Origin of the sequence: Nocardia sp. NPDC047654 (genome assembly GCF_043205035.1) — a bacterium.
Lineage (GTDB): Bacteria > Actinomycetota > Actinomycetes > Mycobacteriales > Mycobacteriaceae > Nocardia.
The window spans coordinates 293,593-307,935 of the sequence record NZ_JBIDDF010000002.1 but is presented as its reverse complement, the minus strand read 5'-3'; the positions used below and the strand labels follow the sequence as shown (position 1 = coordinate 307,935).

1 protein-coding gene (only partly in view) is annotated in these 14,343 nt (G+C 64.2%); it reads right to left on the bottom strand.

Features of this window, described 5'->3' with window-relative positions:
- Positions 1–89: 89 nt before the first annotated feature.
- A protein-coding gene (locus tag ACGF7Y_RS09825; protein WP_393231535.1) for an alpha/beta fold hydrolase crosses the window boundary here: on the bottom strand, positions 90–14,343 show its 3' portion. 11,129 nt of this gene lie beyond the right edge of the window; 14,254 of the gene's 25,383 nt are visible here — the last part of the coding sequence; the start codon falls outside the window, past its right edge — the gene reads right to left on this strand; it ends in the stop codon at positions 90–92.

Here is a 14,343-nt window from a genome sequence, read left to right as displayed (position 1 = left end):
AGCTTCGATACCGATGTTGCGCCGCCCCCTCCTCCCTATCGGGCAACAGCCGAGTGGATAAAGGCAGGCGAGAGCTGCCGGAATGACTATCACTCCGGGGATCGGTCCTCCGGCGTATCGGTCGGATAGGGCTCCTGTGGCGCGGCGGTTATGAAGAGATCCTCTTCGCGATCGATCGCGGTCTCCACCCGGAGGGTGTAAGCCAGCTGGAGTATCTCGTCGGCCGCCAGAACCTGCCGATCAGGGCCGTACTGCTGGGCCCGGCCAAGTGACTTGGCCACATTCCAAGCCAACCCGTACAGCTGAGGGTGGTCGGAGTCCGGTGACGTCGCCGCGTCCACCAAGCGGACAGTGTCGATGAAGACTCGGCTCACATCGAGCAGACGAACCCAGGGCTCCAGGTGACCATGGAGCCGGTCGAGTACCATTGGGGCGCTCGGGCTCCGGTGCGAGAACACCGCCGCTTCGTAGTCCTTGGGACCGTAGAGTGCCAGCCCGAAGTCCACGATTTCGTAACCTTGTAGGTTCGCCAAAATATTGGCATCTGTCAGATCGCCGTGTATGACGGTGAATCGCTGGGAACGAATGTACGGTATTTCCGACTCGAGTACGGGTCTCAGGGAGGCACCCAGCCCGACGTGAGCGAGCATGGTTCGGTACGGCTCAACCGAGCGATATCGCTGATATTTCTGCTCGATGAATTCCATGAGCATTCGGAAGAACCCTACCGAATCGCCCGATTCCGGGTATCCGGCCGGTAGCGGCAATAGTGTCTGCGGGACGGGAACCGCATTCAGCTGACGATTTGTTTCCACGATAGCCTCGAGCACCCGTAGGTCGTGGAGGCTCGTCACAGGTTCGCCGTAGATCCGCCGCTGAATCTCGAACAGCACCTCGCCCTGATCGTCCAACTCCACGTGCAGCACCCGCGGCACCCCTTGTACCCCGGCCTGCGCGAACGCGCGCAACGTCTGGTACTCCTTCGGCCAGAGCACGAAGTCCAGCCGATCCGGGCCTTCCTTCGGGATGCGGATCGCGAAATCTCCGAGCAGGTAGACGTTGTTGTAGGAACCCGACATCGGCTGACCGTGCTCGACCGCGGTGTCACGGAGCGCCAGCGCCGTCGTTCGTGGCAGCACCACACCCTGATCGCCACCGAGATGCCGGTACTCCTTGACCGGCAGCAGATCTCGCAGCACTGGATACAGGGACAGGTGTGCGTATGGCGACACCGAGTAGATCGGCTCGTCCGATCGATCGATCGCCATTTCCTCTTCGGATGTCACCACATAGAGCGGTTCATCGAGGTCGTCCGGGACGTGTGCCACATACAGCGGTTCGTCGAGATCGACGTTGTCATCAGACGCATCGCGGTCGGCGCCGACATCGGGTGTTCTCGGCTCAGTATTGCGGCCCCGGTCTTTGGCGTCGGGCGCAGAGTTGTTGTTGCCGGGGGCGTCAGTGTGGTTCTCGGGCGTCGGGTATACGAGGTCCGCGGCCCGACCGGCCACGCCGCGAATGACGTTTCCGATCGCACCGGTCACGCCGCCGAAGACGTGCTGCCCGGTTTCCAGAATCTTTCGCCCCGCTTGCCCAGGGAGCAGACCGGCGATGCTCTCCACGATCTCTGTCGCCGTGCCGAGTACGAACTCAGCGCCTTCCCGCAGGACCGTGCTGAACAGGTACCTGTCGACGACCTCCATCAGGTACTCCTCGGCCGCGCGGGAGCCCATCCGCGACCAGATGAAGGCGCACAGGACCCGAGCCTTCAGGTAGTCGTCTCCCTGGGCTTCGAGCCACCGGCACCCTGGGAAGAACGCAGCCGACCACAAGTCGTCCTTCAGATACCCGAGCCAGAACGCGTACTCTTCGTCGGTGATCACCCCGCGCCTGCGGGCGTCGTCCATCAGCTCGATGTCCGGGTTCAGCATCGGTCTGCCGGAGTAGTACTGCATGATGCCGGCGGCGATCAACGCCAGCTGCGGCAACTCGTCCATCGAGGTGGTGCGCTGCAGCCTCGCCCACGGGGTGATTTCGTTGATGACGTTCCGGTCGCTGGCCTCCTCGGGGGGCGCATCCACCCGCAGGGTCCGGAACTTCCAAACGGGGATGGTATCGCCGTCGCGGGTGATCTTCTCCTGCGTGAAGAACAATGTGCGCCAATCGACCTTGCGCTCATGCACCAGCTGATCGATCGATGAACCGGTCACGTTGACCAATATGAGCGTCATGTAGAGCGGCGCACGCTTGATCAGTCGCGCCAGTTCGAGCAGATCCTTCTCGGTGAGTTCTATCTCCCGCAGCGTCTCGACATCTTCGTGGAACAACGCGTGGAACCATTCCCGGCGATTGCTGACCCACTCCGCTCCGAATGGCGCCCCCTCGGCGGGCTTCGGCATTTTACGGAGGTACTCGAACGCGGGGTTGATCGCCACCACTCGCTCGATGGCGGCGTCTACCTCGGCCCAGTATTCCGAGTCCGCTGCCGCTCGGGTGGAATTCGCGTCTTCGGGAGGCATCCCCTGATCCCCGGACTGCGCTGTGGCCGCTTGCACCGGGGTGTGATCGGTTCCCTCGAGGGCGCCGTACTCTCGGCGGTTCGGGTCGGCGGCGTGCGCCACCACACCGTGGGGCACTCCGCGCGCCACTCCGCTGAATGGATCCGGCACTGCGGATGGCGGATCGAAACCCAGCCCATCCAGACCACGGGCACGGTGCGGCGGAAGATCCAGCACTGGACCGTTCTCTTCGTAGTCTGGTACCGAATCCCATCTGTCGCGCGCCCAGTACATCCACTTCGGGAACGGCAGGGGGTTCGATTCGGCGCGCTGGATCGCTTGTATGCGCTGGTCGTCGCGCCAGGAACTACAGAACGCGTCCCGTTCGGCACGGAAGTGGCTCGCGATGACAGGCAGTGCGTCCATGCCCATCATGTGGGAGACGCCGCGGAAGAGATACAGCTTCGATGTCGGGATCAGCCTGGCGTTATTGCGGCTGTGGTCGACAGGTGAGAATTGGTCGGCGGCGCCGTGCACGATGTCTACCGGGACGCGGTACTGGTCGAACCGGATTCCCCAGTGCCCGGTCAGCTGAATAGCGTCGTCCGCCCATGCTTGCGGATAGTTCCGCAACGCGCGTTGATAACCGCGTGCGAGCTCTTTGCGGTGTGTGCCGACCCACATGTGGTCCACCCTGGTGAAGGCTTCCTGGTTGTAGCGGAGCAACCACTCCCCGTCCCTCGCGATGTTCTCGGCCATGCCGGTGAGCGTCGCGGTCATGGCTTCGATGTCGGGCCTGGCGTAGATCCGCTGGTTCGGCTCGGCCATGCCTGTCATCCACTCACCCATGTCGTCCAGCCGGGGAGCGGTACCCACGAGGGAGACGACCCGGTCGACATGGTCGGGATCCAGCGCCCCGACCGCGATGGCCACCGATCCACCACCGGATCGTCCGAGCACGGAATAGCGGTCGAACGCGAAGAGTTCGGTCGCGATGTGAATGATGTCGCGGGCGCAATCGGCTACGGTGCGTCCTGGCAGCGGATCCGAGTCGCCGTAACCGGGTCTTTCCACCACAATGACCGCGAATCCGCGGTCGTACAGCGCCTGATGATCCGGTAGCGGGCCGTCGACTCCGACGGGCGTGCCGGGCGAGAGCAGGATCGGGTAGCCGTATGGGTGGCCCAGTAGGCGGAAGTGAACGGTCCTGCCGTCCGGCATTCGCGCGGCGTAGAGCTTCGAAACGCGGCCCAAGGCGGCGGTTTCGTCGGGTTCGGGGACCGCGTACACGGTGTCGTCCGGCAGTGCGGCTTGGTGGCCCCGTTCACGAGCCTGTTCGCGTCGCATGTCGGTGGAGTCGTTTTCGTTCCGAATGGGATCCGCTTGCATCGAAATCGTCGATGCGATCTCTGTGGCCGCGCCTGCGTCACTGTCGGCGGAGTCGAGCAGTCGAATGGTCGCCGTCTCGGAAACTTCACCACCCCGGGGATCTGCCTGATCGTCTTCGAGCGGAATCGGTTGACCGCCCGCATCGGCTTGCTCGGTCCATTCGAAAATCGTTACGAGGACCTCGATCTCCCCCATTTCTTCCGCGCGGCCGATATCAGCGGCGAGCTCGGCGGCGCGGTCGATCGCCCGTCGTATCTCGGTCAGCCCGATTTGTGCCTCGGCCGGCGCGAGGTTGGCGCGGACAAAGGGATAACCGAGCAGCCTGTTCATGGCGTCACGGTAGGCCCGCTGGTAGGCGCGCTCGGGATGGAACACCGAGTCCATCGCCAGCTGGTGGTCTGGGCCGGTGACCACCGGCACGTCGTCGATTACCGTTTCGGTACTCCTCAGACGGGCCAGTTCGGCTTCGATCCGGCCGTAGGCCCGATTCAACCTATCCGCGCTGACCGCCTTTCCCTCCCGATGGCGTTGCACGGTCATCGTGTTGATTTCCGTGTGTCGCGCCTCGAGGTTGCTGATCCGGAGGGCCACCTCCGGACTCGGTTGTCCACCTTTCGCAGGCGGCTGTTCGTACACCTGCTCGTTCCTGGACGAAGTGCGGTCTGGCTGTGCCGCTGCTTCCGGCGAGCGTTGTACGGTCGAAGGCTGGTTCACTGCACGGCTTTCGCGCGCTGTAACCGGGAGCGAATCGGGGGTGGCAGCCGAAAGGTCGGTCACTACCGGGTAGTGGTCGGTTTCGGTGCTTACGATGCCGCTGCGGGTCGTCCGTAGTTCCGGGGAAACGAGCACCTGGTCCGGCGCACTGCCCCAGGGAACGGTCTTGGTCGCCGGATCGAGCGCGGCGGTGAGACCCAACTCGCCGATCAGCGCTCGATATACCGAACCAGGGTCATCGGTGTTGAAGTCGCCGAGCAACACGATCGGACCACCCGCCAGGGACCGCAGGCCATCCGCCAGGGAGTGCAGCAACTGCTCGATCGCCCTGGCATGCGCCGCGCCTTCGACGTCCTGGTGCTCCTCGTAGCTGCGGCCGAAGAAACCCAGGGGCGCGGGGTGGAGATTCACGAACCAGGTACCGGCGATCCGGACGGCTTGCGCGTACCGGTCGAACTGCTCGTCCGGCTCCAGTGCTCGGCCCCCGAGTGTGAGCTCGACGCCCGTAGCGGGCAGCAGTATGTCGACAGCGGCCTCGATCGGCCGATCACTGAGCACGGCAAGGCTGATCGCCTTGGTCGTATCCATGTGTGACGGGCACATCACTGTCTCGTAGACGTACTGGTAGCCGTGCATCTCAGCCAACTGCCGTGCGTTCGAACCGTCCGGGCCGACCTCCGACTCCTGCAAGAAAGCGACCTTCGCGCCGATCTCGCTCAATACCCGGACGAAAGACGGCAGATCGTCGACGTAGTCGAACGCCTCGGCGGAGCGCGAACGGCGCGCACCCGCGATATTCCAAGTGAGGAGGCGGAGGGGATCGTTCCCAGCGGCGTCGGCCACGACATCGCGACGCTCCGGCGCGGCCCCTGGCTCCGAGGCCCGTGTCGTCGCGCCCGGAGCCACTGCACGATCGAGGATCTCGGCGATGCTGTCGCTCGCCGGACGGTATTCGCTCGGCCGAAAGACGGTACGGCCGGATCGCGGCGAGTCGGCGGCCTCCTCGACGACATCCAGGGCCCACCGGCCGGACCGGGTGATCGTCGCCGTCGCGCTCACCGCCCGGCCCTCCCGGCCCACTTCTCGCACCAGCGTCTCCGCCAGCGCCGCCGCTTCGTTCACCGCAGGTCCGATGTGGTTCCAGAAAGGGATATCCGGTCGGATCATGATGAACGCCAAAGCGCGGATCGTGGCCGACGCATCGTCCATCGGACCGACCCGCACAGTTTGGGAACCCACGACCGGATCGTCTGCGGGGTCGGCGCGTTCGGGCACGTCCGCCGAGTCACCGCGGAGGTGGAATTCGAAGATAACCCGGCGAGTGGTGCCTGACGATTCGGCCCGCCAACTGGTGGTGCCGGTCTCCAATGTTCGCACGAGTTCCGGGGACAAATCGGCGGCGCTCTCGTGTTCGACGGTGACCCGCAGTACGTCCGCGTGCGGTGTCACGACCGCTGTCCGCGTGGCCCCGTGCCGAGCGGCGTCGGCCGCCACCGCGACGGCGGTGTCGGACGCAGCCGTCCGTGCGGCGGACGGCCACCGCGGAACTGACTCGTCGATCGCGGTACGGACCGATTCCTCCGCCACGGAAGGATCACGGGGCTGGTCTCGTGCCCCCTCGCGTCCGCGGGGCCTATCAGGGTTGCTCGCGGTGGTTTGAGCTGCGGCGGGTACAGCGGCGGTCCGGGCGTCCCGGGAGTTTTCGAGCAGCGTCATCCGCCGCTGCTCGGCAGCGGCCACGGTCTCCGGTGAGAGGGCGATGTCCATCGCCAGGACCTCGGACGGAAACGCCTGGATCATCGCCGCGCGCAGCGCCGGTGTCAGCCGGTCGTTCCACCACGATTCGAGGTCGGTGCCCGACGGGCGTTCGGCGGGCGTGGTCAGCCATTGGAGCGTCGCGTCCGCTCCGAGTTCCAGCAGCGCCTCCGGCCATAGGTACCGTAGCGAACCCGTGTTCGTAACGCCCGCTTTGATGGAATCGGCCGCCGGTGTGGCGGATGCCTGCACGGGCCACTTATCTCGACTCGTGATCCGGGAGCCTAATTGATGATCCTGGTCGCCGATGATTCGTCTCTGCTTGGCTACCGCTACGATCTCCGCTCGATCGCCACTGACGCCGAGCTTGACGCGAATGCGTTCGAGGCTGTAGTGCACCTTCTTCCGAGGGACAGCGGCGGCCTCTGCGATCTCTCTGACGGATAGGCCTTCCGCGGTCAGCTCTAGCACTTTGACATCGAGATCGGACAGGCCATGGCCTCTGGGCGGCGTTGTCGGCGTAGGAGTCGGGGTCGGCCACTTGTCTCGACTCGCCACCGCGGTGCCCAGCCTGGTGTTGGTGACCAAGTACCCTTCAGCGCTCAGCTGTCCATAGGCTCTGGCCACGGAATCCGTCGACGTCGGCACATAATGGGCGAGTTCCCGAGCCGTAGGCAACAATCCGCCTTCCGGCAGCTCTCCCGACACGATCGCGTGACGCAGAGCGGTCGAAACCATGCGCCAAGCGCCCCGGGCTGCATCCACCAGGTCCCTGATCGATGACTCCGCTGTAAAGATCTCCAGCAAATCTGCGGGAGCAATCAGCCATCCGACGTCGAACGCCGGTGTGCTGGGCCATCGGTCGTGGCTCGCTACAGCCACTCCGACCGCATGCTTGATCACCACATAGCCTTCGTCGGAGAGCTGACGATATGCGTCACCCACGGGGCGCTTCCACGGTATGCCCAGATGCTGGGCGAGGGCCAGTGCCCCGGGCAGAGAGCGACCCTCGGCCAGCCCACCCGACAGAATCGCCGCGCGCAACCTCAGACGCAGCGCGTTCTCCCACCCGATTCGGTTGGCATGCTCCGCCAGGCTCGTCTTGGGCGCTGCTGTGTCGAGGATTTGCAGCAACTCTTCGGGGGTCACGGGGAGGATCTTGGCGAAGGCATGCACGGCGCGGCGCCGAAGCGACTTGGCGGCATCGGCCGTACGGTTGGCGGTGATCGCGGCCGTGGCCTCGGCAACCGTCAGACCCTGCAGGAAACGGAGCTCGAGGTACTGCTCATAGTCGCGGTTGCCGAGTTGCCGGATGGCCCGCCGCAGCCGTTTCAGCTGGCGCTCGTCCCCCTTGGCGGCCGCGTCCAGAGCTGCCTCGGCCGCTACCTTGACCGCCAGCAATGCCTCGCCGTCTCCGGAGCTGGCGTGGTCGTCGGAGGTTAGTGCGCTGGCGTCGGCCGGGGGTAAGGCGCGTTCGCGTGCGATGTCGGGGTCGGTTTGGGGGGTGCCTTCTTCCAGTTGTTGTCGTGCGTCCTCCGGATGTGGTTCGTCCCAGAAACGGTCATCGCCGTTGCCGTGGTGGTGGAATTCGAGAAGGTGCTGGTTGAGGTTTCGTTGTTTGTTCGCTCCTATGCCATGTGGGGGGTGTGGGAAGTGGGCGTCGACAGGGTTGGGGTCGACATGGTGGAAGAGTTCGACCCCCGGGGGTAGCGGATTGGGTGGGAGTCCGCCCGGGGTAGTCGACGGTTCAGCCCCCTGGCTGGGCGGACGCGCCTCCGGCTGTGCCGCCTGCCGAGGCGGAGACTCTGCCGGGGCTTCCTCGTCAGGAGATCCGGGAGCGCGAGTAACGTCGAATGGCGGAACCATGGTGCCGTCCGGGGCCACTTCGATCCGAATACATACATGCCCCTCATCGCTCGTGAGCATAATGTCGCGACCGCCCCAGACATCCCCTGTGAAACCTTGTTTGTGGAGATAGTTCGACAGCAACCGGTGTGCATCTCCGGCCGCTGCGCTGCACCCGACCAGCAGCAACTGACTTCCCGGATGTTGGGCAAGGGCGGTTTGGAAGTAATCACTCGACCACACAATGCGGCCGAACACGACCCCGTCGACAAGGACTCCCCTACGCTGCCCAGTCTGCCGATCTGCGAGCTTGATCAGATAGCCGTCTTCTTCTGCATGCGCGAACAAGACGATCGGCTCAGCATTTGTTTCGGCATCGAAGTACGGGGCTTTCTCGGGCTGCGGGTCGTCAGCCCACTGCGATGTCGGAGCTATATCCGACATTCTTGTGGCCACATCCGACACCGGCCATACGGGTATGAATTCTCGGTTTCCCGGCCTGTTGTCCGTCAGGCCCCACGCTCTGATCTCATCGGCATTTTGCTCGTCCCCAGGAAATCCTGCACCAGAAATCTTCCCGTCGGACGAAGACACCGGGATGATCCAGACATCGTCGAACTCGAATTCGACGTAGCGACCATTCTCGTCCCAACCGTAAAAAGGAGACCGCGGCGACGAGTCGGAGTCGACCACACCGGGGTGGGACGGCGCTGATTCGTCTGGGTTTTCGCGCGTGCTTTCGCTGGGCGCTCGGCTTATCCGTGTGGTGGAGGCCGCGTCCGGATCGTCCGGTGCTTTGGTCGCTTCCGCTTGCCCGCGGCGGGGCTCGCTGCCGACACGCATCTCATTCTCGAACCGAGCGACGGCGCGGTCGGCGAGCAGGAAGTTCTCGATCGCCTCGACGAGTCGCTGGAGGCCCGGGTCGCTCGTCGCATCGGCGAGCGCACGTAGCTCCATCAGTGGATTGTCGGCGGATGTGTGGGCTGTCGTGCCAGGTTCTGATAGTCCTAGTAGGTTCGCCAATTGGTGATCCAGCTCCTCGCCTGGATCTGCGAGCTGCTGCTGTGTCACCGGGTCGGCCTGCGCCGCATTCGCGGCTTCGATGTCCCGAAGCACGGGAAGCCGCAGTGCGACCCAGTCGATGAGAAGGTCCATATCCTGGGCTGAAGCCACCCCCGCCCAGCCTGTTTCGTCCAGCCCTCGAATCCACCCTTGAGCGATGGTCACTGCCTGCCGCACCCACCCGGCTCGCACCAGATCCGTGAGCACGCCCAATACCTCGGCCAGTTCGGCCCGTGTCGATTCCAGGCGAATGCGCAGTTCTTGCAGGTGAGCTCCCGGATCATCGGTCGCGCTATCTACGGGCGCATCGCTGCCGGTGAAAACGGCTCCCGACCTGGTCAGCCACGGATCCACAACCCTGGTGTGAAAGTCGTCGATCGCGGCGGTTACCCGATCGGCATCCTCGCCGAGGGCGATATCCGTGTATTTGGCTGTGATTGCGTCATTTTCGCGCGTGAGTACCAAGGTGATCCGGCCCGGCTTTCCCAGAACCGGGTTGATCGAGAATACGATCGATAGCGAATCATCCGCCGGGACAACGGCTGTGACGTACATCCAGAACTGAGCGGTGGCCCCAGGGAACATGGTACGAGCATCGGGAACTGCCGGGTGGGGGCTTTCGCCGCGCTGATCGATCAGTGGACCGGCGGTCGGCACGCTAACCGGGATCTGCTTTCGCCACAGGTCTCCAAGTATGTTGTCGTCGAATTCGACCGGTACACCACGCTCGGCCATTTCGAATAGGCCCTGGGCAACGTACTTCAGGTCGGCCGATGCTTTTGGAAGCATCTTACTGCCGAAGGTGATGTATACCTTCCGGCCACCGTCGATAAACCAATGCCCGAATGAATATGCATGTATGTCGGGATTGGGAAATGTACTGTAAAGCAGAGCATGCGTTCCAGGGGGAGCCGGCATCGAGCGGTCGCCCTTGGCTGTAAGGAAGAATACATCACCTTCCGGCCCGGTGGTATAGGGTGCGTCTTCGTCATTGATTCCGCCCCCGGTGGCGGTATACACATTCGTGTAGTCGAGCGTTGCGGCGATTTCCGGCGTGTACATGTACATGTCCGGTGGCATTGGCACGGCGTCATATTCCGGGCGAAGTCCGGCTTCCCGCACGGTTGTGATTGCGGCGGCATCGGCCGTGGGGGTCTCCGGTTCCGAGGTCGCATCGGTCTGCTGCTGCGCGGCTCCGCCACCTGACTGGCCTACCGACATGGGCGAGTGGGGTTTGTGCCCACCCTCTCCCGAGTCCATAGCGCCTTCCAGCGAAGTACGGTCGGGACGCGCTGCAGTGGGCGGTATGTGGTGGACTGGGAGATCGTCTCCGGTCAGGGCGGAGTGGGGCTCGTTCTGCGCGGTTCGATCCCAAGGCGTGGGAGTTGTGGTGGCCTGATCCATGGAACCGGCGGTGGTCGCCGATTCGAGGTCGTCGGGGGTTGCCTGCTCGGTCGATACCTTGTCGACGTCGGATGTGGTCGCGGTAGCGCGATGACCGCTCCATGGGGTGCCGCGGGGAGGTCGCGCAGCTGACTCGGCGCTGCCAATGGACGGGTTCGCCGGTTCGTTGTCGGACGTCGACGGCACCTTGGAATCGGCCGCATCTCTTTCCGCAGTAATGGAGTGGAGTTCTCGCAGAATAGGATCGATCGATTCGGCGAATGCGGGGTTTTCGAAATGGGCGAGTGCATTACCGCCGACGATGATGACCTCGTAGTCTTCTCGCTCCTCGCGGACGTCGGCAATGTCTTTGTGCAGCAGTCTTATCGCTCGGGCGGCGTCCTGCGCAGCTTGTGAATCGGCCAGACGCGCAGCCGTTGCGCTGAACGCTTCATCCGCTCGGCGCAACAGGTCGAATGCGTACGAGCCGTCGCGGCTGCGGGTCAGATAGTGCTCGGCCACCAGAGTGATATCGGATAGATAAGCTGCTGCCGCCCCTCCGAAAGCCTCATCCGATCCGGTCTGTGCTTGTGTGAATGCCACTGCCTCCGACGGTAGTGATCGGATGGCTCGAATCAAGCTCGGGTCGAATGCCGTCCCGAACCGGGCAACCAGATAGCCATCGATATACTCCGACCAATCCGTTCCGTCATGTCTCCGCACCTCTTCGAGATGATGAGATAGGCCAGATATCTGCGCCAAGGCGCTGGCGGTGGGACCGAGGTGTTCGATACCCGGTCTCATATTCCGGGATGAAAGATCGTCTTCTTCCGACCATGGGATTGCTGCCACTGCACGTTCCATATAGTGGGTCATACGCCCGATGTGCTGTGGAACAGTGTGCAGAAAATTAACTTCGTCGCCGGGGTTTGCCCATCGCGTCGGTGCGTCACCGGTGATGTCCCTGGGTAGGGCCCCAGCGACATTGAATACGTTACTGGCCGCGATATACAGCTCTCTTGCTTCCGGGAGTCGGGCGGACATCTCTCGCCCAACCCTGAACAGCATCGGGTAGTCCCGAAGTCCCCGGAGAGGGATGTCTTCCCAGAGACGGCTGCTTTGCTCCCATACCAGGACGTTCAGTGCCCGTGCCGTGCCGATCATCTCCGCTGCGGGTGGCGGCTCACCCCGATCGAAAGCTTTCAGGTGCGCAACGGTTCTGGCATGCGTAGCGGCGATCAGCGCCTCCGCGTCCTCGACATACAGCATGGTCGCCCAGTTCCGCAGCTCCCAGTATGAGGAGGTGAGCAGATCCGGTATGGGTGGCAGATCAGCCTCTCCGCCGGTGGACGCAGCCTCGGCGGACAGGGGTAACCGATGCTCGGGAGTGTCGTGGCCGGATCGTTGCGGGTCGGGTAAGGGTGGGGCGTCCGGTGCGGGTGGCGGGTCGGGCGAGGGTGGCGCGTCCGGTGCTGTGCGCTGTCTGTTACGGATCCCGTGCACCGGATCGTCCGGGATATCGTTGTTGCGTTGGACGGCCAGGACCGCGTTCATGCGGTGGGTGCGCCGGTTCCAGCCGGCTGCGCGGAAACGAGTGGCGGCGAACGGGTCAGGCTCGCGGGCGCTGCGTTGTTGGATTCGCGGGTCGTCAGCGGGAGTGGCGGTGGACCGTTCGGCGGCGCTCGAGCTCCACGGTGTGCTCGACGGAGAGTCCTGCTCGGTATTCGCAGCTCCCGCCCATGGCGTGGCGCCGGGCGTGCGATGCGTCGGTGCTGGGGCGGGTCCAACGTGGCCCTCGGGCGGAACGGGTCGGTCGTCGGGTTCGGTCGCCGCGTGCGGGGCTTTCGCGGTGCCGGTCTCGGGAGACGGCGTGCCGATCAGCACGGCGGTGACGTTGTCGTGTTCACCCTCATCGATGGCGTGTTGTACGAATGCCCTCGCCGCACCGAGCAGGTTGCCCGACGATTCCGCCAGATTCTGTCGAAGCATGTCGGCGATTTTCTGCTCGGGTGTGCCCGCGTTCGACTCGTCTTCGTAGTAGATGTTCACGGCACCGTCGGAAAACAATGCTACGAAGCCGTTTCCAGGAAGGTCGCGCGCACTGATTTCGATGTCGCCCAATTCGGTGTCACCCAGATAGCTGTTCAAATTCGAAGCGAGCCATGAGTGCCGCAGCGCGTGCACGGTCATCCCGAGGCTTTTCGCCATTTCGACGATGGCGGGGTCGGCGTTGGTCAATTCGATCGCGGGGCCACCGTCGAGCGGGATCCAGAAGGCGGGTGAATCGCCGCGCGAAAGGGTGATGAGCTGTGTCGCAGTGGCGAGGGTCAGCACCAGTGTGGTGGCCGGCGGAAGAGGGGGATCAGCGTACTTTCCCGCTATCAGATCGCGAACGGCACGGTCAGCGGCCTCGAGCGCCTTCTTCGTGGTTCCTTCCGGGTCCGGCCTGCCGCCCTGTGCGACACGGCCTGCCTCCTCATGGAGAACAGCCACGGCTGCTTCGGCAGCTGCCTCCGATGCCTCTTCACTGTCTCCTTGGCTGGACACGCCGTCGGCGACCGCGGCCAAAGTCCAACGCTCGTGACCGATATACGCCGTCTCGACTGCGAAGAAATCCTCGTTCACGTTGTGCTGTTCGCCGGTTCGCCCGCCCCGGTCGCTCACCCCGGCTGCCGAGGTCAGATCGACTTCGTAATGATCCCGCCAACGGGGTGCGCCGACCGGCTGGTATGGATCCCCCTCGGCTGGAAGAGCCGGTTCGTGGGGCTGTGCGTGGTCTGCGTCGGTGGGCGCCTCCGGCCACACGACTTGTTGCGGCTGAGCCGATCCGCGGTCTTCCTGTGCTGGATCGCCTTGTTTCGGTGTGAACATCGCGAGGCGCGGGTCAGCTGCACCGCCTTGCCGGGATGTGGGGGCCGGGTCGGCTGGGGGCGTTTGCTGCGAGCGCTGTGCGGGCTCTGGCGGCATCGTCGTCGGGCCAGGCGTGCTGGGCCCGATCGACGGCGCGACGCCGCCTGGATTCGAAGCCGGGGGAGGTATCAGCACGCCGTTCTCGTCGTATAGCGCAACCCATACTTTGCGCACGACCGAATCGAATTTCGTTGCGCCCGTGGAGCGGTCGATCGGCTTCATCCGTGCGATGGTTGGGCTGATTTCAACGACCGGGCCGCCGCTGTCCTTGGTCAATACGAACACGTTGTCGGTATTGAAGCTCGACAGCGATCGCACGATCGCTGTCGCTTTGGCGGGCATCTGGTCGATGAGGTCGAAAGCTTCGGTCAACGAGGCGAACTGATGCAGGTTGTCCTCACCCACCGCCCGCGCGAGGTCTCCCCGAGAAAAGATGAGAGCCGTGTCCCGCACACCGGCGGGGATGGTGACGACCTGTCGTCCGTAACGATCGTTGACCACCTGAAACGCCAGACGCGCCTCTTCGGGTTGCATGCTCGAGTCGGCGCGCGCGTGAGGCGGTGTTCCGCGCAGAGCCGCGGGGTCGGTGTGCCGCGGGGCCAGCGCCCGGCGTGCGCGTTCGAGTTCGGCGCGCCAATCATTCAGCCTGCGGGTGAGGTCGTCCACAGTGGCTCGGGGCAGATCCGGTGCGCGCAGCCGGTGTTCGAAGGCGAGCACGCCCAATTCGAGTGTGAGCCAGCGGTGAGCCAGTGCGTCGCGTCGAGCGATGTCGTCGGCCAACCGCTCA